The organism is Streptomyces sp. NPDC021115 (assembly GCF_044333065.1).
Lineage (GTDB): Bacteria > Actinomycetota > Actinomycetes > Streptomycetales > Streptomycetaceae > Streptomyces.
Genome location: NZ_JBIRQF010000029.1, coordinates 60664 through 82826, shown reverse-complemented (window position 1 = coordinate 82826; position 22163 = coordinate 60664). Strand labels below are relative to the sequence as shown.

Genomic DNA, 22163 nt, shown 5'->3' with positions numbered 1-22163 from the left:
ATACCGCTTCGAGTACTGACTACCCACCTGGCACTACTTCCTCTGGAACCTCAGGTTCCAGTCTCCAGGTGTCCACTCACAAGGGGAAGCTTCACTCGCTGATGTACACCGCCGACGACTATCGCGCCGCCTTGTCTCTGATCCCCTCAGGTGCTGCCAACACAGACGGCATCATCACCGCCACCTATCCGCTGGAAGAGGCGGGTTGGGCCTTCGCTGCCTCCGTCGATCCGGAACAAGTCAAGGTCATCGTCACGACGGTGACCGCGGGACGATGCCGAGCCGAGCCCTTAACTGATGAGGAGTCACGGTGGGAGTCTGCGACCAGGCAGTACTCGGCGACGACGGAGAACCCGCTCACATGATCGGCAGCTTGCGGATACTCCGGGCAGGCCCGAGGAAACGCCCACGTCGGCGAGTCAGTATTGGGCTTCGACCAGAGCAATCCCAGCCCAGGGAGCTGGCACCGCTGTCGGCAACACGATCGGTGATCTGTCGTGCCGTCCGTGGCGTTTCGTCAGTATCCAGCACAGCTCTCCCGACGCCGACGTCAGACTCCATGAACTGACGATCCGCGCGGCTGTCAACTGGGCGAGCACGTCGGGTAGCGCAGTGGATGCCAGGCCGCACTCACGTGCCAATCGCTCGGCTTCGGCCATTCCGCCAGCGGCTCCTGTGCCGGCCGGTAGTGCCGCGGCGAGGTAGCTGAGCATCTCGCGTACCCGGGTCTGCCCGTCCGGGCTTCTGGGGCGGCGGTGCTTGCGACGGATGTTCGAGTTCCACGATCCGGGCCAACGACCGCAGTCCGGTGGGGAAGGTGCCGCTCGCGGCCTCGCTGTAGTAGCGCTCGTAGACCGCCGAGCCGCCGAGGTTGGTGGTGCGGATGTCCGCCAGTCACGGGTAGCGCCGGGCGAACGCCTCGAAGATCGGCTGCCAGTTGGTCTGCGAGGTGTTCGAGTAGATGAGCAGCTATCGCTCACGCCGCGACGCGTCGACGAGCTTGTCGTACGCGGCCGGATAGTACGCGGGGACCGGCTGGGCGGCGGCGTCCGCCTCGTCTGCGGTGCAGCCCGGGAGCGCGCCGCCGGTGGCGGCGAGGACGCCCGCGGCGGCGCCGCCGCGCAGCACCCGGCGGCGCGTCGGACGGACGGGCACGGGCGGGACGTCGGTGCGGTCTTGGCTCATGATCCCTGCTGTCGTTCCGGGCGGGTGGGGCCCGCGGGTGAGCGTCGGGCGCCTTATGTTGTCTCAAGCCGCGTATTGATACAGTAGTTGGCGTTGATGGATCTGAATTGCCTTATGAGGTGCGAGGGGATCGGCCTAGATTGTATCTAGCTCGATCTCGATGCAAAGTGGTCGATGTGTGCCGTCACCCGGCGGCCGCGCGCGATGGGCCGGGTGGCCGCGGCGATCACCGCGTGCTAATGAGGGGGCATGTCTGACAGCGATGCCTACGACGTCGTCATCGTCGGTGGCGGCCACAACGCCCTGGTCGCCGCCGCCTATCTGGGCCGGGCGGGGCGCAGCGTGCGGGTGCTGGAGCGGCTGGACCACATCGGCGGCGCGGCCGTGTCCGAGCGCACGTTCGCCGGGGTGGATGCCCGGCTCTCGCGCTATTCGTACCTGGTCAGCCTGTTGCCCCAGCGCATCGTCGACGACCTGGGGCTGCGGTTCGCGGTCCGCAAGCGGTCCGTCTCCTCGTACACCCCCACCGTCCGGGACGGGCGGCCGACCGGGCTGCTGGTGGAGACCGGCGGCGGGGCCAGGACCCGGGAGGCGTTCGCGCGGCTGACCGGCGGGGAGCGGGAGTACGCTGCCTGGGAGCGGTTCTACGGGATGACGGGGCGGGTGGCCGAGTGGGTGTTCCCGACGCTGACCGAGCCGCTGCCGGACCGGGACGCGCTGCGCGCCCGGATCGGGGACGACGCGGCGTGGGAGGCGCTGTTCGAGCAGCCGCTGGGGGAGGCGGTCGAGGCGGCGTTCGAGGACGACCTGGTGCGGGGCGTGGTGCTCACCGACGCGCTGATCGGCACCTTCGCGTCCGCCCATGACCCCTCGCTGCGGCAGAACCGCTGCTTCCTCTACCACGTGATCGGCGGCGGCACCGGCGACTGGGACGTCCCCGTCGGCGGCATGGGCGCGTTCACCGAGGCGCTCGCGCACGCGGCGAGCCTCGCGGGTGCGCGGATCGCGACCGGCTGCGAGGTCACGGGGATCGCCACCGACGGGACGGCGGCCGAGGTGACGTACCAGGACCGGGACGGCGAACACGTCGTGGGCGCCCGCCATGTGCTGGTCGGGGCCGCCCCGCGCGAGCTGGCGCGGCTGCTCGGCGAGGAGCCGCCCGACCCGCCCGCCGAGGGCGCGCAGCTGAAGGTGAACATGCTGCTGCGGCGGCTGCCCGCGCTGCGGGACCCCGGGGCGGACCCGCGCGAGGCGTTCGCGGGTACGTTCCACATCGCCGAGGGCTACGGCGACTTGGAGGAGGCGTACCGGCAGGCGGCCGCGGGGGAGCTGCCGCGGCGGCCACCGTCGGAGATCTACTGCCACTCGCTGACCGACCCGTCGATCCTCGGCCCGGACCTGGCCGCGCGCGGCTACCAGACGCTGACCCTGTTCGGGCTGCACACCCCCGCCCGGCTGTTCGGGGACGACCCCGAGGCGACCCGGGAGACCCTGCTGAGGGACACCCTCGCCGAGCTCGACGCCCATCTCGCCGAGCCGATCGCCGACTGTCTGGCGTACGACGGGGACGGCAGGCCGTGCGTCGAGGCGAAGAGCCCGCTGGACCTGGACCGCGAACTGCGGCTGCCGGGCGGGAACATCTTCCATCGCGAGCTGGCCTTCCCGTACGCCCAGGAGGGCACCGGCCGGTGGGGCGTGGAGACGCGCCACGCCAATGTGCTGCTGTGCGGCGCGGGCGCGGTGCGCGGCGGCGGGGTCAGCGGGATTCCCGGCCACAACGCGGCGATGGCGGTGCTGGGGGAGTAGTCCCGTACCGTCGCTCAAAAAATCTGACGGAACGTCAGAAAAACCCTTCCGCTCCCCGCCCCCCTGCGGCATCCTGCCCCGCATGAAGACGGAGCTGAGCACAAGGCTGGGTGTCGAGCACGCCATCTTCGGCTTCACGCCGTTCCCCGCCGTGGCCGCGGCGATCACCCGCGCGGGCGGGTTCGGCGTGCTCGGCGCGGTCCGCTACGCCGCGGGCGAGGACCTCGCCCGCGACCTGGACTGGATGCAGGAGCACACCGACGGCAAACCGTACGGCCTCGACGTCGTGATGCCCGCGAAGAAGGTCGAGGGGGTGAGCGAGGCCGACATCGAGGCCATGATCCCGCAGGAGCACCGCGCGTTCGTGGCGGAGACCCTGGCCAAGCACGGAGTGCCCGAACTCGCCGACGGCGAGGCGTCCGGCTGGCGCATCACCGGCTGGCTGGAGCAGGTCGCCCGCAGCCAGCTCGACGTGGCGTTCGACTACCCCGTCAAACTACTGGCCAACGCGCTGGGCTCGCCGCCCGCCGACGTCGTCGCCCGCGCCCACGACCGCGGCATCCTCGTCGCCGCGCTGGCCGGGAGCGCCCGCCATGCCCGTCACCACCGGGACGCGGGCCTCGACATCGTCGTCGCCCAGGGCTACGAGGCGGGCGGCCACACCGGCGAGATCGCCTCCATGGTGCTCACCCCCGAGGTCGTCGAGGCTGTCGACCCGCTGCCCGTGCTCGCCGCGGGCGGCATCGGCAGCGGCGAACAGATCGCCGCCGGACTCGCCCTCGGCGCCCAGGGCGTGTGGCTCGGCTCGATCTGGCTCACCACCGAGGAGGCCGAACTGCGTTCGGCCGCGCTCACCGCCAAGCTCCTGGCCGCCGGCTCCGGTGACACCGTGCGCTCCCGCGCCCTCACCGGCAAGCCCGCCCGCCAGCTGCGCACCGTCTGGACGGACGCCTGGGACGATCCGCAGGGCCCCGGGCCGCTGCCGATGCCGCTCCAGGGGCTGCTGGTCGCCGAGGCCGTCTCGCGCATCCAGAAGTACGAGGTGGAACCGCTGCTCGGCACCCCGGTCGGGCAGATCGTCGGCCGGATGAACTCCACCCGCAGCGTGCAGGCCGTCTTCGACGACCTGACCAGGGGCTTCGAACGTGCCATCGACCGTGTCAACCGCATCGCCGGACGGGCATAGGGAGACCACCGATGACTGCCACCACCAGCGAACCGGCCCGCACCATCCCCGTCGGCTTCTGGGCCCAGGCCGGACACGAACCCGACCGCGTCGTCCTCGTCGCCCCCGACGGGGAGGAGTGGACCGCCGCCCGGCTGCACGCCGCGTGCAACCAACTCGTCGGCGGCCTGCGCGACGCCGGGCTCCGGCGCGGTGACGCCTTCGCCGTCGTCCTCCCCAACGGGGTCGAGTTCTTCACCGCCGCGCTCGCCGCCACCCAGGCCGGGCTGTACCTCGTGCCCGTCAACCACCACCTGGTCGGCCCCGAGATCGCGTGGATCGTCTCCGACTCGGGCGCCAAGGTGCTGATCGCCCACGAACGCTTCGGCACCCAGGCCGCCCTGGCCGCCGACGAGGCCGGGCTGCCCGCCACCCACCGCTACGCCGTCGGCTCCGTAGAGGGCTTCCGCCCGTACGCAGAACTCCTCCAGGGACAGTCACCGGAGCCGCCCACCGGCCGCGAACTGGGCTGGGTCATGAACTACACCTCCGGTACGACGGGACGCCCGCGCGGCATCCGGCGCCCACTGACCGGAAAGCTCCCCGAGGAGAGCCATCTCGGCGGCTTCCTGCGCTTCTTCGGCATCCGGCCCCGCGCCGAGGAGCCCGACCACATCCATCTGGTGTGCTCACCGCTCTACCACACGGCCGTCCTCCAGTTCGCGTCCTCGTCCCTGCACATCGGCCATCCGCTGGTGCTGATGGACAAGTGGACGCCCCAGGAGATGCTGCGGCTCATCGACACCTACCACTGCACCCACACCCACATGGTTCCCACCCAGTTCCACCGGCTGCTCGCGCTCCCCGAGGAGGTACGGCGGTCCTACGACGTGTCCTCGATGCGCCACGCCATCCACGGTGCCGCGCCCTGCCCGGACCACGTCAAACGCGCCATGATCGACTGGTGGGGCGGCTGTGTCGAGGAGTACTACGCGGCCAGCGAGGGCGGCGGCGCCTTCGCCACCGCCCAGGACTGGCTGAAGAAGCCGGGAACGGTCGGCAAGCCGTGGCCCATCAGCGAGATCGCCATCTTCGACGACGACGGACGGAAACTGCCGCCAGGTGAACTCGGCACCGTCTACATGAAGATGAGCACCGGCGGCTTCAGCTACCACAAGGACGAGGGCAAGACCGCCAAGAACCGCATCGGGGACTACTTCACCGTCGGCGACCTCGGCCTCCTCGACGACGACGGCTACCTCTACCTCCGCGACCGCAAGATCGACATGATCATCTCCGGCGGGGTCAACATCTACCCGGCCGAAATCGAGTCCGCGCTGCTCACCCACCCCGCCGTCGGCGACGCCGCCGCCTTCGGCATCCCGCACGACGACTGGGGCGAGCAGGTCAAGGCGGTCGTGGAACCCGCCCCCGGCCACACCCCGGGCCCGGAGCTGGCGGCCGCCATCCTCGACCACTGCGCACAGCGGCTCGCGGGCTACAAGCGCCCCAAGTCGGTCGACTTCATCGCGGAGATGCCCCGCGACCCCAACGGCAAGCTCTACAAGCGGCGGCTTCGGGAGCCGTACTGGGAAGGGCACGAGCGACCCGTGTGACGGGGGTGAACCCAGCACTTTCGGCCGTATCCTCGGGCCCATGCACACACTTGACAGTGTCGAGGTGGACGGGGTGGAGCTGACGTACCGGGTGTGGGGCGCCGCGGGCGCCCCGCCCGTCCTGCTGCTGCACGGCCTCGGCGAGGACGGCGTCGACTGGCTCGCCATAGCGCCGCGCCTCGCCCCTGGCCGCCGGGTGTACGCGCTGGACCTGCGCGGCCACGGCTCCAGCGACTGGCCGGGGGACTACGCCCTGGAGCAGCTGCGGGACGAGGTCGCCGGGTTCCTCGCGGCGCTCGGTCTTGAGCGCGTCACCCTCATCGGGCACTCCTACGGCGGCGTGGTCGCCTATCTCGTCGCCCAGCGCTTCCCATGGCTTACCGAGCGGCTGGTGATCGAGGACGCCCCGCCGCTGCTGCCCCAGGACCCGCCGCTGGAGGTCCCGCCGCGCCCGGCGGGGCGGTTGTACTTCGACTGGGCGGTGAAGACGCAGTTCACCGAGCAGCGCAACGCCCCGGACCCCGGCTGGACCGAGGGGCTTTCGGAAATCACCGCGCCCACGCTGGTGATCGGCGGCGGCCCGGCCAGCCACATCCCGCAGGAGCTGCTGGCCGATATGGCGGAGCGCATACCGGACTGCCGTCTGGTCACCATCGACGCGGGCCACCGCGTCCACCAGAACCGCCCCGAGGAGTTCCTCGCCGCGATAGGGGCGTTCCTGGACGCGTAGGACGCGTACGCTCCCGGTGGGCGATCATCGCCCGCGCCGCCCACGCCGCCGAGAGAGGTGTCCCGCCGTGCGACCGTCCGTTTCCCCGCGCCCCGTTCTGATCGCCGCCTTCGCCGCCGCCGTACTGGCCGCGGGAGCCGGGGGAGCCACCGCTGCGCCCGCGCGGCCCTCCCACGGCCAACTGCGGCCACTGGCCGGGCTGTCCGCCGACCGGCTGCTGGTCGCGGACCGGGTCGCCGCCGCCAAGTGGGGCACCGACAGTCCGATCGACGACCCGGCCCGGGAGCAGCAGGTGCTGGAGGCGGTCGCCGAGCAGGCCCGGGAGGTGGGCGGCGACCCCGAGGCGACGTCGAGGATCTTCCGCGACCAGATCGAGGCGAGCAAGGTCGTCCAGCGCGGCCTGTACCGGCGGTGGCAGGCCGACCCGTCCTCGGCCCCCACCGAGCGCCCCGACCTCGGAAAGGTCCGGCTGGAGATCAACCGCATCAACGGCGAACTGGTCCGCGCGATCGCGGACGCCGCCGACGCCCGTACCGCCCCCTCGTGCCAGGGACGGCTGCTGGCCGGGGCCCTGGCCACGGGGCATGAGAAGCGGCTGGACGGGCTGCACGCGGTGGGCCTGGCCCGCGCGCTGCCGTCGGTGTGCGAGACGCCCGGCGCCTCCTAGGGCGCGTCCCCGGCCGCGACCGCGCGGGCCCAGCGGTAGTCCGCCTTGCCGCTGGGGGAGCGCTGGATGTGGTCGGTGAAGACGACCGTACGGGGGATCTTGTACCCGGCGAGCCGGGTGCGGCAGTGGTCCCGTACCGCGTCGGGGGTGAGCGCCCCGGCCCCCTCCCGGGGCTGGACGACGGCCGCGACCCGGTTGCCCCAGCGCTCGTCGGGGACGCCCGCCACCAGCGCGTCGTACACGTCCGGATGGGCCTTGAGGGCCTGTTCCACCTCCTCCGGGTACACCTTCTCGCCGCCGGTGTTGATGCACTGGGAGCCCCGGCCCAGGACCGTGATCACGCCGTCCTCGTCGACCGTGCCCATGTCGCCGAGGAGCACCCAGCGTTCGCCGTCCGCCTCGAAGAAGGTCTCCGCGGGCCCATGCACACACTTGACAGTGTCGAGGTGGACGGGGTGGAGCTGACGTACCGGGTGTGGGGCGCCGCGGGCGCCCCGCCCGTCCTGCTGCTGCACGGCCTCGGCGAGGACGGCGTCGACTGGCTCGCCATAGCGCCGCGCCTCGCCCCTGGCCGCCGGGTGTACGCGCTGGACCTGCGCGGCCACGGCTCCAGCGACTGGCCGGGGGACTACGCCCTGGAGCAGCTGCGGGACGAGGTCGCCGGGTTCCTCGCGGCGCTCGGTCTTGAGCGCGTCACCCTCATCGGGCACTCCTACGGCGGCGTGGTCGCCTATCTCGTCGCCCAGCGCTTCCCATGGCTTACCGAGCGGCTGGTGATCGAGGACGCCCCGCCGCTGCTGCCCCAGGACCCGCCGCTGGAGGTCCCGCCGCGCCCGGCGGGGCGGTTGTACTTCGACTGGGCGGTGAAGACGCAGTTCACCGAGCAGCGCAACGCCCCGGACCCCGGCTGGACCGAGGGGCTTTCGGAAATCACCGCGCCCACGCTGGTGATCGGCGGCGGCCCGGCCAGCCACATCCCGCAGGAGCTGCTGGCCGATATGGCGGAGCGCATACCGGACTGCCGTCTGGTCACCATCGACGCGGGCCACCGCGTCCACCAGAACCGCCCCGAGGAGTTCCTCGCCGCGATAGGGGCGTTCCTGGACGCGTAGGACGCGTACGCTCCCGGTGGGCGATCATCGCCCGCGCCGCCCACGCCGCCGAGAGAGGTGTCCCGCCGTGCGACCGTCCGTTTCCCCGCGCCCCGTTCTGATCGCCGCCTTCGCCGCCGCCGTACTGGCCGCGGGAGCCGGGGGAGCCACCGCTGCGCCCGCGCGGCCCTCCCACGGCCAACTGCGGCCACTGGCCGGGCTGTCCGCCGACCGGCTGCTGGTCGCGGACCGGGTCGCCGCCGCCAAGGACAGCGGCCTGGGCGACCGGCTGACCCGGCTCGGCACCGCCGCCGTCCGCCTCGCCTGGGCCGTCGCCGTCCTCGGCATCGAGGCCACCCCGTCGCTGACGGCCAACGTCGCCGGGCTCAGCGAGACCGAGACCACCGAGCAGGTCGCGCGGCTCGCGGACGCCCGCATCCTCGCCCCGCCCCGGCAGGGCGCCCGCGGTGCCCAGCCGCTGGAATTCCTCCACCCGCTCATCGCCACCGCCGTCTACCAGGCCATCCCCGGCGCGCTGCGCGTGGCCATGCACGGCCAGGCCGCCACCGTGGTGCTCTCCGCCGGCCTGGGCTCCGCGGCCGCCGGGCGCCATCTGCTGGAGATGCACCCCGAGGGCGACTCCTGGGTGGTGCGCCACCTCAGGGAGGCGGCCCGGGAGTATCTGCGGGCCGGCGCGCCCGACGCCGGGCGCCGCTGCCTCGCCCGCGCGCTGCGTGAACCGCCCGCCCCGGAGGAGCGCGCCGCGGTCCTGTACGAGCTGGGCTGCTCCGCCCAGCTCACCGAGCCGTCCGTCACCGTCAACCACCTGCGGGCCGCCCTGGAGGAACCGGATCTCGGCTCCGACCTGCGCGAGGCGATCACCTACCGGCTCGCCCAGGCGTACGGCCACAGCGGCCGCATGGAGGAGGCCGCGCAGGTCGTCGCCGTCGAGGTGGGCCGGGCCACCAGCGCCCGCACCCGGCTGCGGATGCAGGCCGAACAGTTCATGTGGAACATGTTCCGCGCCGACGAGAAGGAGTCCCCGGCCCGCTCCCGGCGCCTCGCCCGGCTCGCCGACCACCTCACGGGGCGCGGCATGGCCGAGCGCTATCTGCTGGGCCTGCGCGCCTGGGACGCGATGACGCGCGGAGAACCGGCGGCCACCGCCCTCCACTACGCGGAAGAGGCCCTGGGCGACGGTCTGAGCTGGACCGATGACGACTGGGGCTTCGAGGTGCCGATCCTGGTCGCCCTGATCTTCCTCCACTGCGACCAGCCCGGACGCGCCGAGGCGCTGTTCAACACCGGCATAGCGGAATGCGAGCGCAAGGGCTGGCGCGGCTCCCACCTGGCGTTCGGGATCACCCTCCTCGGATACGCCCGGCTGCGCCGCGGAGCGCTCGTCGAGGCGGAGGAGCTGGCCCGCGAGGGCATGCGCATCGCCGACCTCGTGGGCTCCTCGACGCCCGCGCACTGGACCGCCGTCGGCACCCTCATCGAGACCCTGATCAGCCGCGGCCGGATCCGCGAGGCACAGGAGTTCGCGGCCGGTCACGGCGGCGAGATCCTTCCGCAGGCCGTGCTCTGCCCCGACGTGCCCACCGTCCGCGGCGAACTGCTGCTGGCCTCCAACCTGCACGGCGAGGCCCGGCAGCAGCTCGCCGACGTCGGCCGCCGGATGGACGGCCGCGGCATGCGCAACCCCGCCTGGTGCCCCTGGCAGCTCCACATGTCCCAGGCCCTCGCGCTGACCGACCCCGGCCAGGCCGCCGAGGTCGCCGACGACGCGGTGCGCCGCGCCCGCCAGTTCGGCACCCACTCCGCGATCGGCCGGGCGCTGCACAGCGCCGCCGCGGTGGCCCAGGGATCGGAGCGGCTCAGGATGCTGGCCGAGGCCGTCGGCCATCTGGAGCGCTCGCCGTCCGCGTACGACCTGGCCGTGGCGCTGGTCGACCACGGCGCCGCGCTGCGCCGCGTCGGCCTGCCGCAGGAGGCCGGGGAGCGGCTCTACCGCGGGCTGGAGGGCGCCGTCCAGTGCGGCGCCGACACCCTCGCGGCCCGGGCCCGCGACGAGCTGTCCGCCGCCGGGCTGCGCCCGATGCAGCTGCGGGTCGATCACACCAGCCCGCTCACCTCGCAGGAGCAGGCCGTCGCCGAGCGGGCCGCCGAGGGCTGGCCGGACGACCGGATCGGCGAGGCGATGGGCCTCCCGGAGCGCGAGGTGGCCCGGCTGCTGTCCGACGTCTACCGCAAGGTGGGCACCGACCGGGGCGGCCTCGCCACGCTCCTGGGCGGCCCCCGCCCCACCCGCCCACCGGGCCCGCTCCCCGCCGACTGAGCCCGCCTCCGCCGGGCGTCCGCCGACTGTGCCCGGCGGCCGGCCGGTGGCCGAGTCCGGGGGCGCCCGGAGACCCGGGTCCGCGGCGCCCGGTGACCGGGCCCACGGCGGCGGGAGCAGGGGGTTCCGGGGCGTGGGAAGACGGTGCTCCCGGGCAGGGGAATCGGCGGCGGGCCACGTACCATGTCCGCATGTCCTTCCTCCGCCGCCGCAGCGCCGCCACGCCCACCGGGCCGGACTTCGATGTCCTGGCCATGGATCCGGGGGACTGGCCCGGCGATCTGGGCGCGGGGCTGCTGCCCGCACCTGACGGCACCTGCCAGGGCGTCTTCCTGCGCTACGACCTGTTCGGCGGCCGCGGCCCGGCAATGATCATCGGGAATCTGCCCGAGGGCTCCCCGGCCCGCGAGGTGGCCGGGGGACAGGCTCCGTTCGAGGTGACGCAGCTGCTCGCCGCCCTCGGCAACGAGGACCAGGTCCAGGTCGTGGACACCGAGGACACCCCGGTCATGCACGACGACAACCTCCTCATCGTGCGCCGGATCAAGCTGTCCGAAGGCCGGATCTCCTGCGCCCAGTTCGACCGCAGCGACGGCGTCCTCGTCACCATCGCCAGCTGGGACCGGCCGATCACCGACGACCTCTACCGGCTGCTCAAGCCGCTGCCCGCGGAGATGTTCCAGCAGGGCTGAGGGGAGATCCCCGATGGCCCGCCGGACGCTCTGGTACGACACCCCCGCGGCGGACTGGGAGCGGGAGGCGCTGCCCATCGGCAACGGAACGCTCGGCGCCATGGTCTTCGGCGGCGTGGCCCGGGAGCGGATCCAGTTCAACGAGAAGTCGTTATGGACCGGGGGACCCGGCGGCCCGGGCTCCCCGCCGTACGACCACGGCACCTGGCGTGAGCCGCGCCCCGGCGCCCTCGCGGCCGTCCAGCGGCTGATCGACGAGCGCGGCGCGGCCGCCCCCGAGGACGTGGCGGCCCGCCTCGGGCAGCCCCGCGCCCGCTACGGCGCCTACCAGACATTCGGCGATCTGTGGCTGGAGATCCACGGCGAGCCCGCGTCCCCGGACGGCTACCGCCGACGGCTCGACCTCCGCCGGGGCGTGGTCCTCGTGGAGTACGCCGCCCACGGGGCACGGCACCAGCGCGCGTTCTTCGCCTCGTACCCCGATCGGGTGATCGCCGGACGGCTGAGCGCGGCCCCCGGGCCCGTCGGCTTCACCCTGCGCCACACCTCCCCGCGCCCCGGCGACCACCAAGTCACCGCCCACGACGGGCGGCTGACGATACGCGGCGCGCTGGCGGACAACGGGCTGCGCTTCGAGGCCCAGGTGCGGCTGGTGTGCGACGGCGGCACCCTGACGGCCGGGGCGGACGGCACGCTCACCGTCACCGGCGCCCGCGACGCCTGGTTCGTCCTCGCCGCCGGGACCGACTACGCCGACAGCCACCCCGACTACCGCGGCGAGGATCCCCGCCGGGCCGTCACCGAGGCCGTGGACGCCGCGGCGGCCAAGGGCTGGCTCACCCTGCTGGCCCGTCATGTCCGCGACCACCGCGCCCTGTTCGCCCGCACGGCGCTGGACCTCGGCGGTGAAGCCCCGCCGGACCTGCCCACCGACCGGCAGCGTGCCGCGTACACCGGCGGGGAGGGCCCGGCCGAACGGGCCCTGGAGGAGCTGTTCTTCGACTACGGCCGCTATCTCCTCATCGCCTCCTCACGCCCCGGCGCCCCGCTCCCCGCCAATCTCCAGGGCGTCTGGAACGACAGCGTGGAGCCCGCCTGGTCGGCCGACTACCACACCAACATCAACCTCCAGATGGCCTACTGGCCCGCGCACGCCCTGCATCTCGCGGAGACCGCCGAGCCGCTGCACCGCTTCATCACCGCGCTGCGCGCCCCCGGCCGGATCACCGCCCGCGAGATGTTCGGCGCCCGAGGCTGGGTCGTGCACAACGAGACCAATCCGTACGGCTTCACCGGCGTCCACGACTGGCCCACCGCGTTCTGGTTCCCGGAGGCGGCCGCCTGGCTGGTCCACCACCTCTACGAGCACTACCGCTTCACCCTCGACACCGGCTTCCTGCGGGACACCGCGTACCCGGCGATGCGGGAGGCCGCCGCGTTCTGGCTGGACACGCTGCACCCGGACCCCCGGGACGGCACGCTCGTCGTCTCACCCGGCTACTCGCCCGAGCACGGCGACTTCACCGCCGGGCCCGCCATGTCCCAGCAGATCGTCCACGACCTGCTCACCGCCACGCTGGAAGCGGCCCGCACCCTCGGCGACGACCCCGCCTTCCAGACCGGGCTGCGGCGCGCCCTGGACGCCCTCGACCCGGGGCTGCGCATCGGCTCCTGGGGTCAGCTCCAGGAGTGGAAGGCCGACCTGGACGACCCCGCCGACACCCACCGGCACGCCTCCCACCTCTTCGCCCTCCACCCCGGGCGGCAGATCGCCCCGGACAGCCGCTGGGCCCGGGCCGCCACGGTCTCGCTGGACGCGCGCGGTGATGGCGGCCCCGGCTGGAGCAGGGCGTGGAAGGTCAGTTTCCGGGCCCGGCTGCGCGACGGCGACCGCGCCCATCGGCTGTTGGCCGGACAACTGACAGATTCCACTCTCCCCAATCTGTTCGACACTCATCCGCCGTTCCAGATCGACGGCAACTTCGGCGCCGCCGCCGGGATCGGCCAGATGCTGCTCCAGAGCCACCACGCGCTGCTCGACGTCCTGCCCGCCCTGCCGCGCCGCTGGCCGGACGGCTCGGTGCGCGGGCTGCGCGCCCACGGCGACCTCACGGTCGGCATCACCTGGCGGGCGGGGCGTGCCCGTACCCTCACCGTCGCGGCGGGACACGACGGACCGGTGCGGATACGCAGCGACCTCTTCGCGCGCCCGTACACCGCCCACGACGACGCCACGGGCCGCGAGCCGGCCGTACGCGACGCCACCGGGGATGCCGCTACGGTCACGCTCGCGGCCCGTCGCGGCCACACCTACCGCTTCACCGCCCGCGGCTGACTCACCGCCCCGAGCGCCGCACCCGCACATCAGCGGCCCGGACGAACGCCACCCGGTGCCCGAACTGGATCTGGTAGTAGGCGTCCTGACCGCGCACCACCTTGTGCCCGGCCTGATCGAACGTGGTCGCCCACAGATACTCGCCCTGCGTCCGCAGCCCCAGCGCGTAACGCTGCCCGGCGAGCAGCTTGTACGGCAGCGGCGAGACCGCCTGCACCGGTACGCCCTCCGGGTACGCCTCCTTCTCCGGGTAGGCCCGCCCGTACACCGGGACCTCCGCCAGGCCCGGCTTCGGCGTGACGACGAGGCCCTTGCCGTACACGGCCGTGGGCCGCCGCCGCGGGTTCCGGAACCACGCCTGCTGGCCGAGGTACCAGATCGCCGTCCAGTCGCCCTGCCGCCCCGCGACCGCGAACTGCTGGCCGGTGGTGGCGCGGGCGCCGGTGTCGTTGACGCCGGTGGTCGAGTCGGCGCCGTCCGGACGCAGCCCGATGTCCTTGACCAGCGGGGCGTCGTCGCTCGGCGCCGTGTGCAGCCGCACCGCGGACGAGCCGTGCGGGGCGCACTCCTGACCGGCCTGATCGCAGCCGGTGTACACCGGCTCGTTGGTCTCGTAGTCCGGGCGGACGGTGACCAGCCCGCCGGAGGCGCCCGCGGTGCGGCGGAAGGGCGCGCCGAGGAGGGTGAAGTAGTGCGCCCAGTCCCAGTACGGGCCCGGGTCGGTGTGCATGCCCTTGATGGTGGCGGTGGTCGTGCCGGGCACATTGTCGTGGCCCAGGATGTGCTGGCGGTCCAGCGGGATGTCGTACCGCCGCGCCAGCCACCGCACCAGCCGGGCCGACGAGCGGTACATCGCCTCCGTGTACCAGGCGTCGGGCGCGGTCAGGAAGCCCTCGTGCTCCAGGCCGATGGACTTGGCGTTGACGTACCAGTTGCCCGCGTGCCAGGCGACGTCCTTGAGCGGCACGTGCTGGGCGATATGGCCGTCGGAGGAGCGCAGCGTGTACTGCCAGGAGACATACGTGGGGTCCTGGACCAGCTTGATGGTGGTGTCCCAGGAGCCCTCGGTGTCATGGATGACGATGTAGTCGATGGACTGGGAGAGCGGCCGGTTGCCCAGGTCGTGATTGCCGTAGTCGTCGTCCCCGAACTGCTCGTAGGGGGCCGGGATCCACTCGCACGACACATTGCCGGGCGCCTCGACGTGCGGATCGCGCTTGCGGTCCGGCAGGCCGAGCGACCGCAGCTGCCGCCGGTCCGGGGCGACATCGGGGACGGCGGCGAGCGTGACCCGCTCCCCGTCGCCCGTGGTGCGCGCCGTGCCGCCGCGGATCACGTCGTAGACGTCGTCGGCGAACACGGCGGCCGCCGTGGCGCTGTCGGCGCCGGAGTAGGCCGCCACCGCCGCGTACCACTCCGCCGGATCGTCGCTCGGCGGCAGCCCCAGCCGCTTCTGCTCGGCGGCCAGCAGCGCGGCCCCGCCGCGCACATTGGCCGCCGCGTCGCCGCGCAGCGCGGCGGTGGACAGCCCCGTCAGCCCCGCGGCCCGGTCCAGCGTGCGCAGCCGCGCGGGCAGCTGCCGCGGCTCGGGCACCGAGGCCTCCGGCACCCGCAGGGGCCGCGCCTGGTCGCCGCGGGCGTCCTCGGTGCCCTGGCTGTGGTGCGGGGCGGCGGAGAGGGCGGTGAAGGCGTCGGTGAGATGCATGGGGCCGTAGCCACCGGTGACGCTGGGCGCGCCGCGATGCCCGTCCCAGCGCGACTGGAGATACGACACGCCCAGCAGCACGCTCAGCGGCACCCGGTGCTCCTTGGCCGCCGCCGCGAAAGCCCGTTGCAGCGCTCCGGCATCCGTTGTGCCGTCCGAGGGCGGCTGATCGGCGTGGGCGGCCGGGGCCGCGGAGACGATCGGGAGCAGAAGAGCGGCGGACGCGGCGGCGCCCGCGGTGCGCAGTGCCGTCCTCCGGCTGGGGCCGGAGACCGGTCTGTCCGCGTCGTGGGCGCTGTCGTCCTGTGCGGACTGTGCGGATCCTGGCATTGCAGCCTCCTCGAGGTGGGCTGAGCCGAACCGTAGCCGTGCCTCGCCTGCCCGGATGGGAGGAGGCACGGCTTACAGCTATCCGCTGCCAGGCGATCCGTCAATCATCGTCGTGCAAAGAGGCGTTCGCACGTCAACGCGTGCCGACCGCCGCGCGCACGGCGCGCCGGGCCAGACCGCAGTCGTCGTGCAGCCGCCGCAGCAGCAGCCGCTGCTCCTCACCGGCGGCCATCACACCCGGCACCACCGGGGCCGGATCGTGCATGGTGCGCTGCACCGCTGTTTCGTACCGGCGGATCTCCCGGGTGAGGACGAGCATCAGGTTGACCAGGAACGCGTCCCGCGCGGCCGGGCCCGCCGCCTGGGCGAGCTGGCTGATCTGACGCCGGGCCACCGGGGCGTCGCCCAGCACCGCCCACAGCGTCGCCAGGTCGTACCCCGGGAGATACCAGCCCGCGTGGTCCCAGTCGATGAGGACCGCGCCCGAGGGCGACAGCAGCACGTTGTTCAACAGGGCGTCGCCGTGGCAGAACTGGGCGGGCAGATGCCGCCCCGCCGCCTGGGAGACGCCGCGCAGCAGCTTGCGCACATCGCCCATGTCACGGTCGGTCAGCAGCCCCAGCTCGTGATAGCGGGACAGCCGGGCCGCGTAGTCGACCGGGGCGTCGAAGAGGTCCCCCGGCGGGCGCCACTGGTTGATCCGGCAGATCGCGCCGAGCGCGGCCCGTACGTCGGCGCGCGGCGGCGCCTCGGCGGGATGGCGCTGCGCGGCCACGATCCGCCCGGGCAGCCGCTCGATGACCAGAGTGCAGTTGTCGGGGTCGGCGGCGATCAGCCGCGGCACCCGGACGGGCGGACGCTGTCGTACGAACGTCCGGTACATCGCTATCTCGCGGCGGAACCGCTCGGCCCACGCCGGGGAGTGGTCCAGCAGGCATTTGGCGACCGCCGTGGTGCGGCCCGTCGAACCGAGCAGGAGGACCGAACGCCCGCTGCGCCGGAGCACCTGGACCGGGTTGAACTCCGGACAGATGCGATGGACCGAGGCGATGGCGGTGCGCAACTGGGCACCCTGGGGACCGGACACGTCGAGTCTTCCGCTGGGCGGCACGGAGCCGGGGGCACCGGCCCGCCGCGCGCGGCCGCCGAGGGCGGGATCGAGGTACGGCCCATTGCCGGGCAGCTGCCGCCGGTACGGCCGAGGCGGGGCGGACACGGAGGACGACGCTGCGTACATGGGCGAGACAGATCCCTTCGTGTGCCGACGTATGTACGTACGCTCCCGGCCCCGGGGGCGGGGCCGCACCCTGGGGAATGCGGCTGGCATTTTCCAACGGGGTTTTCCAGCTGGGTTTTCCAACCGCCACCGGGCCGGGTAGCGCACTCCTACATCACACCCGCGCGCGGGTGGCACACCATCTGGCGGACCCTGGCGAACCCTGGCGAATAGTCGCACGGCTCGTGACCGGCCCGTTACTGTCAAGTCAGCCGAGGATCCTGGGGGCTTGACGTGACGAGGGAACCCAACACCCGTCTTGCGGACCTGTTCGGCCTGGCCGGCTGGTCCAAGGGCGAGCTCGCGAGGCTCGTGAACCGGCGCGCGGCGGTCATGGGCCACCCGCAGCTGGCGACCGACACCTCGCGGGTGCGGCGTTGGATCGACACCGGCGAGACGCCGCGCGATCCCGTGCCCAAGGTGCTGGCCGTCCTTTTCACCGAGCGCCTCGGTCGAGTGGTGACCATCGAGGACCTCGGGTTCGGACGAGGTGGGCGCGCGGGAAAGGGGCAGTCCGCCGACGGGCTGCACTGGCCGCCCGAGTCCACGGCCGAGGTCCTCACCGAATTCACGGGAATGGACCTTATGTTCAACCGACGCGGCTTGGTGGGTGCGGGCGCCGCGCTCGCCGCAGGATCCGCCATCACCGGTGCCATGAGCGAATGGCTGCTCTCCGACCCCACCCTCGCCACCGACGCGCCCCGTTCCGACAACCCCCTCGCCGCCGCCGAGCCCGCGGGCTTCGACCGCTATGAGGCCGCCCCCGTGGGCTCCCAGGAGATCGACGCGCTGGAGTCGTCGGTCGAGGTCTTCCGCGCCTGGGACGCGGCCCGCGGCGGCGGGCTCCAGCGCAAGGCCGTGGTGGGCCAGCTCAACGAGGTGGGCGGGATGCTGGCCTACCGCCACCCCGAGGATCTCCAGCGCAGATTGTGGGGCGTCGCGGCCAATCTGGCCGTGCTGGCGGGCTGGATGTCCCATGACGTGGGCCTGGAGCCCACCGCCCAGAAGTACTTCGTCATCGCCGCGCACGCGGCCCGGGAGGGCGGAGACCTGCCGCGGGCGAGCGAGGCGCTGTCCCGCGCCGCCCGCCAGATGGTGCACCTCGGCCGCCCGGACGACGCCCTCGATCTGATGAAGCTGGCGTCCTCCGGCGCGGGCGACCGGGCACTGCCCCGCACCCGCGCCATGTTCCGCACCATCGAGGCCTGGGCGCACGCCGCCAAGGGGCACGGCCAGGCGGTGCGCCGCACCCTCGGGGAGGCGGAGGAGCTGTTCGTCTCCGACCAGGACCGGGGGCCCGCGCCCAGCTGGATGCAGCTGTTCAACGAGGCCGACATGCACGGGATGCAGGGGCTGGTCTACCGCACCCTGGCCGAGCACGCCCCGGACGTCGCGGCCATCTCACAGCGGCACGCCAAGGAGGCGCTGCGGATGCGGGAGGGCGGCCGTCAGCGGTCGCAGATCTTCGACCACATCTCCATCGCCTCGGCCTCCTTCATCGGTGACGACCCCGAGCAGGGGGCCGCGTGCGCCCGACAGGCGCTGGCCACGATCGAGCAGAACTCCTCGCACCGCACCTGGGACCGGCTGCGGGAGATGTACCGGCTCACCGCGCCGTACGGCTCGTCGCCCGCGGTGCGGGAGCTGCGGGCGGAGATCCAGCAGGCCATGCCGAAGGGTCTTGGCCACCAGAAGGGAGCCGGGGGCGGGGCGAAGGGGGCGGGCGGGGCGGCGAGGAGCACGGCCGTCTAGCCCGTCGTATCCACCGGTAGCCCCTTCAACCCGGTAGCTCTTTTCACCAGTAGCGCGTCGTATCGGCCGGTTGTGCCCAGTCGTACCCGTAGGGACCGGTCAGCCGATCATCGCGAGCAGTACGCAGGCGTCGCCCTCACGCCGCTCGTCGTCGAACTCCTCGGCCACCACCCGTACGCACTCCCGCGTGCCATGGGCGGCGGCGAACCGTGGCGCGAGCGCGAGCAGCCGCTCGGCCGCCACCGTGGGGTCCTCGGCGAGCCCGCCCGCGTGCAGCAGGAGCAGATCACCCGGCTCCAGCCGCTCCTCGGCCTGGGCGTACATGGCGCCCGTCGTGCCGCCGAGCAGCACCCCGGCCGGGGGCCGCAGCGCGCGCCCTGTCCCGTCGCGGAACAGCAGCGGGGCGGGGTGCCCGGCCTGCGACCACACCAGGGTGCGGGTGGCCGGGTCGTACCGCCCGCAGACGGCGCTGCCCAGGGCGGGCTGCGAGGAGACGTCGAGCAGTTCGTTGAGCCGCCCCATCAGCGGGCCTGGCTCTATTCCGGCCACCGCCATGCCGCGCACCGCGCCCAGCACCGTCGCCATGCCGGAGGTCGCGGCGACGCCGTGGCCGGTGAGGTCGCCGACGCTGAGCAGGGTGCCGCCGTCGGGCAGGTCGAGCGCGTCGTACCAGTCGCCGCCGATCAGCGCGCTGTCCGCGGAGGGGAAGTAGTGAGAGGCGACATCCAGGACGCTGCCCGCGGGCCGCCCGCCGCGCGCGAGGGGCGCGGAGCCGCGCCACGGCGGCAGGACGGCCTCGTGCAGCTCGACCGCCAGCCGGCGCTCGGCGCGGGCCATGAGCCGCTGGCGCTGGAGCGAGTCGCGGGACTCGCGCACCGCCCGCTCGCTGCGCCGCAGCTCGCTCACGTCGCGGAGCACGGCCCACATGGAGGCGGTGCTGCCGTCGGTGTCGAGCACGGGCTCGCCCGCCATGTGCACCGTGCGGACCGCGTCATCCGTACGGACGACCCGGAACTCGCCGTCGATCGGCTTGCCGTCCACCAGGCAGTCCGTGACCATCGCGGTCAGCAGCGGCTGGTCGTCGGCGACGACCCAGGAGGGCAGCTCGTCCAGGGACAGCCCGCCCTCGTCGGGGCCGCGGCCGAAGATCTGGCACAGCTCGTCGGACCAGGTCACCTGGTCGGTGAGGAGGTTCCACTCGGCGCTGCCGACGCGGTGGAGCAGCGAGCCGGGGCCGGGGCCCTGCCGGGCCGCGTCCTCCTCCAGGGGCTTCTCCTCCGGAGCCGCCGCCCTCGTCGCTTCCCCTGGCCGCTCGGGCCGCTCGGGCTTCTCGGACGGCAGCCCTTCCCGCAGCTGGTCCAGATGCTGGCCGAGGTCGTCCAGGTGGTGGACGGCGAGATCGCACAGGGCGCGCTGCCAGCGCAGCTGGGTCTCGTTCGCCGTACCGCTCAGGTCCGCCGTGGTGTCGCGCCGCACGGCGGCGATGCCGCCGCGGAGCCGCCGCGTCTGCGTGATGAGCGCGTCGACCGTGCCGCGCTGGGGCGACGGGGCGGCGGGTTGTTCCGCGGAGCGGGGGGGCGGCATGTGTTCTCCGATACGGGCCGGTACGGGGCGGCGCAGCCGGGTCTGGTGGGGAAAAGGCCGGTAACGACTCTTGCACAGGCCGCGACGTCGCGTAAGTCGTTTGGCAATACCCGATCCGGTGGTGCTTCCGGCATATGCCCATGGCCTTCCCGGGGCAAGTCGGACACGGCTCGGTGGAGCATTCGGTTCCGGGTAGGCTGCGGCGCTCGGGAATCCCTCAGTTCAGGTGTTCATCCGGCATATGGCGCCAGGACACCGGCAAGAATGCCGGGCGAAGGAAATCCCGTTGCCAGCGAACCCCCCGCACCGGATGCTGACCTCATGTTCGATCCAGACATAGCGCCCAGCGGTACCCTGCTCGGCCTCCTCCAGCGAGGCCGCGGCGACGGTACTCTGCACGCCCTCGCCGCGCCGCGGGCCGAGGCGCTCGCGGCACTGCACCACTGTGTGCTGCACGACCCCCGCCGTGACTGGCAGGTCGAGAACCGCTCCCTCTACTACGCCCGGCTCTGCCTGGACCTCGACGCGGACCTCGACGAAATCGAACAGCACCTCTTCCACCCCGACGACCTCGTCAACACCGACGAGGAGCGCACCGGGCTCGCCCTCGCCGTCCTCGGCCACCTCGCCGCGTACGACCGGCTCGACGCGCTGCGGCTGCTGCGCCGGTACGCCGCCGCGGGCAGCAACTGGCAATGGGCCCTGGACGAGCTGGCCCTGCGCGACGACGACGCCGGGCTGCGCGCCCTCGCCCCCGCCGTCCTCGGCCGCTTCCCCGACACCCCCGACGGTGACGCCGAGCTGACCGCCGCCGCGCGCGGCGCCTACGAGCCCCGGCCCTGGCGGCTGTGGGGCGACGACCCGGCGTACGGCCGCCGCGTGCGCGCCGCGCAGGAGCAGGGCTCCTTCGACCGCTGGCAGCGCCAGCTGCGCCCCTCGGGGCCGCGGCCCGGCTGGAGCGTCCACGACGTCCTGGCCTGGGCCCAGCGGGAGCACGACCTGCGGCCCGAAACCCGGCGCCCCGACGCCGCCGCCCGCTGCCTGGCCGCCGTCGCCGGTCCCGAGGACCGGCCCGAGCTGCTGGCCGCCGCCGCGTCCGCCCCGGACGCGGCCCGCGCGACCGCCCTGCGGTACCTCGCGGACACCGGCGACCCCGAGGTGCTGGACCTGATCGAGGCCGCGGTGACCGAGCCGGACGCCTCGGAATCGGTCTCCCGGGCCGCCCTCTCCGCCTTCGAACGCATGCGCAGCATCACCGCCCTGGACCGCGCCCGGATCTGGGCCCACCGCCCCGACGCGCTCGGCGCCGCGGCCGCCGCGATGCTCGCCGCGCGCGGTGGCGTGTACGACGCGGGCCTCGTCCTGGCCGCCCTCCGCCGCACGGTGCGGGCCGAGGGGCCGCACAGCCAGGCCCTGTGGGCCCTCGTGGACGGCGCCGGCCGCCTCGCGATCACCTGCGCCGCCCCCGTGCTGCGCCACGTCTACCGCGAAACCGCCTCCTCCCACCTCCGCGGCCGCGCCGCCCGCGCCCTGGCCGCCACCGATCCCTCGTTCGCCGCGGGCTTCGCGGTCGAATGCCTCTGGGACTGCGAGGAGACCACCCGCGAACTCGCCGCCCGCCACGCCGCCACGGGTGACGCCCGGGTCGTGGAGCAACTCCGCCGCCTGGCCGCCGACCCGGCCGAGGAGGCCGAGGTCCAGACCGCGGTCCGCAGCCGCATCGACCCCGACGCCGCGGAGGTCTGACCCCGGGCCGGTGAACGGCGGGTGGCGGCGGGGGACGGGTTTACGCCAGGTGGTCGGCCGTGAACCCCGGGGTCGGCGCCGGGTTTCGGGTGGTTCACCCCGCTTCGGCGGGCGCGGGGGCCAACGCTCACGGGACGTTTCACGG

16 protein-coding genes and 1 pseudogene are annotated in these 22163 nt (G+C 73.6%); 12 read left to right on the top strand and 5 right to left on the bottom strand.

Features of this window, described 5'->3' with window-relative positions; genetic code table 11:
• The first annotated feature begins 68 nt into the window (after window positions 1–68).
• Complete coding sequence (locus ACH4TL_RS43590) at window positions 69–365, top strand: hypothetical protein (protein ID WP_398330578.1); 297 nt, start codon at window positions 69–71, stop codon at window positions 363–365.
• 604 nt (window positions 366–969) lie between these two features.
• Here ACH4TL_RS43590 and ACH4TL_RS43585 read toward each other — a convergent pair.
• Window positions 970–1185, bottom strand: coding sequence for a twin-arginine translocation signal domain-containing protein (locus tag ACH4TL_RS43585; RefSeq protein WP_398330575.1), 216 nt, complete (start codon window positions 1183–1185; stop codon window positions 970–972).
• 249 nt (window positions 1186–1434) lie between these two features.
• Here ACH4TL_RS43585 and ACH4TL_RS43580 point away from each other — a divergent pair, with 249 nt between their 5' ends.
• From ACH4TL_RS43580 to ACH4TL_RS43560, 5 genes are all read left to right on the top strand, one after another.
• The gene (locus ACH4TL_RS43580; RefSeq protein ID WP_398330572.1) at window positions 1435–2991 is read left to right on the top strand and encodes a phytoene desaturase family protein; all 1557 of its coding nucleotides are present in this window, start codon (window positions 1435–1437) and stop codon (window positions 2989–2991) included.
• Window positions 2992–3073: 82 nt separating this feature from the next.
• Entirely contained in the window at window positions 3074–4177 is a 1104-nt protein-coding gene (locus ACH4TL_RS43575; protein ID WP_398330569.1) for a nitronate monooxygenase, read from the top strand.
• Between the two features lie 11 nt (window positions 4178–4188).
• Complete coding sequence (locus ACH4TL_RS43570; protein WP_398330566.1) at window positions 4189–5772, top strand: acyl-CoA synthetase; 1584 nt, start codon at window positions 4189–4191, stop codon at window positions 5770–5772.
• A gap of 40 nt (window positions 5773–5812) precedes the next feature.
• Window positions 5813–6502 (top strand): alpha/beta fold hydrolase, encoded by a 690-nt coding sequence (locus tag ACH4TL_RS43565; RefSeq protein ID WP_398330560.1) that lies wholly within the window; start codon window positions 5813–5815, stop codon window positions 6500–6502.
• A gap of 67 nt (window positions 6503–6569) precedes the next feature.
• Window positions 6570–7169 carry a chorismate mutase gene (locus ACH4TL_RS43560; protein WP_398330563.1) on the top strand — a complete coding sequence of 200 codons (600 nt, stop codon included), beginning with the start codon at window positions 6570–6572 and terminating at the stop codon, window positions 7167–7169.
• On the opposite strand, the pseudogene ACH4TL_RS43555 reads toward ACH4TL_RS43560, so the two are convergent.
• A pseudogene (locus ACH4TL_RS43555) lies at window positions 7166–7585 on the bottom strand (acyl-CoA synthetase); the annotation flags it as partial. The gene ACH4TL_RS43560 and the pseudogene ACH4TL_RS43555 sit on opposite strands and share 4 nt — an antisense overlap.
• Before the next feature lie 6 nt (window positions 7586–7591).
• Between ACH4TL_RS43555 and ACH4TL_RS43550 the strand changes: the two are divergent.
• From ACH4TL_RS43550 to ACH4TL_RS43535, 4 genes are all read left to right on the top strand, one after another.
• The gene (locus tag ACH4TL_RS43550; RefSeq protein WP_398330560.1) at window positions 7592–8281 is read left to right on the top strand and encodes an alpha/beta fold hydrolase; all 690 of its coding nucleotides are present in this window, start codon (window positions 7592–7594) and stop codon (window positions 8279–8281) included.
• 67 nt (window positions 8282–8348) lie between these two features.
• On the top strand, window positions 8349–10598 hold the full coding sequence (locus tag ACH4TL_RS43545; RefSeq protein WP_398330557.1) for an ATP-binding protein: 2250 nt from the start codon (window positions 8349–8351) through the stop codon (window positions 10596–10598).
• Window positions 10599–10789: 191 nt separating this feature from the next.
• The gene (locus ACH4TL_RS43540; RefSeq protein WP_398330554.1) at window positions 10790–11290 is read left to right on the top strand and encodes a hypothetical protein; all 501 of its coding nucleotides are present in this window, start codon (window positions 10790–10792) and stop codon (window positions 11288–11290) included.
• 13 nt (window positions 11291–11303) lie between these two features.
• A complete protein-coding gene (locus ACH4TL_RS43535; RefSeq protein ID WP_398330551.1) occupies window positions 11304–13625 on the top strand; it encodes a glycosyl hydrolase family 95 catalytic domain-containing protein in 2322 nt (773 codons plus the stop codon).
• Window position 13626: 1 nt separating this feature from the next.
• Here the strand turns inward: ACH4TL_RS43535 and ACH4TL_RS43530 are convergent, their stop codons facing one another.
• Together ACH4TL_RS43530 and ACH4TL_RS43525 are read right to left on the bottom strand one after the other, a co-directional pair.
• On the bottom strand, window positions 13627–15660 hold the full coding sequence (locus tag ACH4TL_RS43530) for an N-acetylmuramoyl-L-alanine amidase (RefSeq protein WP_398330548.1): 2034 nt from the start codon (window positions 15658–15660) through the stop codon (window positions 13627–13629).
• Window positions 15661–15793: 133 nt separating this feature from the next.
• Window positions 15794–16897 carry an aminoglycoside phosphotransferase family protein gene (locus ACH4TL_RS43525; RefSeq protein WP_398330545.1) on the bottom strand — a complete coding sequence of 368 codons (1104 nt, stop codon included), beginning with the start codon at window positions 16895–16897 and terminating at the stop codon, window positions 15794–15796.
• A 273-nt stretch (window positions 16898–17170) separates the two neighbouring features.
• Here ACH4TL_RS43525 and ACH4TL_RS43520 point away from each other — a divergent pair, with 273 nt between their 5' ends.
• Window positions 17171–18688 (top strand): hypothetical protein, encoded by a 1518-nt coding sequence (locus ACH4TL_RS43520; RefSeq protein ID WP_398330542.1) that lies wholly within the window; start codon window positions 17171–17173, stop codon window positions 18686–18688.
• A gap of 99 nt (window positions 18689–18787) precedes the next feature.
• On the opposite strand, the gene ACH4TL_RS43515 is transcribed toward ACH4TL_RS43520, so the two are convergent.
• The gene (locus tag ACH4TL_RS43515) at window positions 18788–20272 is read right to left on the bottom strand and encodes a PP2C family protein-serine/threonine phosphatase (protein ID WP_398330539.1); all 1485 of its coding nucleotides are present in this window, start codon (window positions 20270–20272) and stop codon (window positions 18788–18790) included.
• Window positions 20273–20593: 321 nt separating this feature from the next.
• Between ACH4TL_RS43515 and ACH4TL_RS43510 the strand changes: the two genes are divergently transcribed.
• Window positions 20594–22018, top strand: coding sequence for a HEAT repeat domain-containing protein (locus ACH4TL_RS43510; protein WP_398330536.1), 1425 nt, complete (start codon window positions 20594–20596; stop codon window positions 22016–22018).
• The last annotated feature ends 145 nt before the right edge of the window (window positions 22019–22163 follow it).

What these genes read in the sequence shown, in the direction of transcription:
- ACH4TL_RS43585 (WP_398330575.1), bottom strand. Translation starts at nt 1,185, where the DNA reads ATGAGCCAAGACCGCACCGACGTCCCGCCCGTGCCCGTCCGTCCGACG.
- ACH4TL_RS43580 (WP_398330572.1), top strand. Translation starts at nt 1,435, where the DNA reads ATGTCTGACAGCGATGCCTACGACGTCGTCATCGTCGGTGGCGGCCAC.
- ACH4TL_RS43575 (WP_398330569.1), top strand. Translation starts at nt 3,074, where the DNA reads ATGAAGACGGAGCTGAGCACAAGGCTGGGTGTCGAGCACGCCATCTTC.
- ACH4TL_RS43570 (WP_398330566.1), top strand. Translation starts at nt 4,189, where the DNA reads ATGACTGCCACCACCAGCGAACCGGCCCGCACCATCCCCGTCGGCTTC.
- ACH4TL_RS43565 (WP_398330560.1), top strand. Translation starts at nt 5,813, where the DNA reads ATGCACACACTTGACAGTGTCGAGGTGGACGGGGTGGAGCTGACGTAC.
- ACH4TL_RS43550 (WP_398330560.1), top strand. Translation starts at nt 7,592, where the DNA reads ATGCACACACTTGACAGTGTCGAGGTGGACGGGGTGGAGCTGACGTAC.
- ACH4TL_RS43540 (WP_398330554.1), top strand. Translation starts at nt 10,790, where the DNA reads ATGTCCTTCCTCCGCCGCCGCAGCGCCGCCACGCCCACCGGGCCGGAC.
- ACH4TL_RS43535 (WP_398330551.1), top strand. Translation starts at nt 11,304, where the DNA reads ATGGCCCGCCGGACGCTCTGGTACGACACCCCCGCGGCGGACTGGGAG.
- ACH4TL_RS43530 (WP_398330548.1), bottom strand. Translation starts at nt 15,660, where the DNA reads ATGCCAGGATCCGCACAGTCCGCACAGGACGACAGCGCCCACGACGCG.
- ACH4TL_RS43525 (WP_398330545.1), bottom strand. Translation starts at nt 16,897, where the DNA reads ATGTACGCAGCGTCGTCCTCCGTGTCCGCCCCGCCTCGGCCGTACCGG.
- ACH4TL_RS43515 (WP_398330539.1), bottom strand. Translation starts at nt 20,272, where the DNA reads ATGCCGCCCCCCCGCTCCGCGGAACAACCCGCCGCCCCGTCGCCCCAG.
- ACH4TL_RS43510 (WP_398330536.1), top strand. Translation starts at nt 20,594, where the DNA reads ATGTTCGATCCAGACATAGCGCCCAGCGGTACCCTGCTCGGCCTCCTC.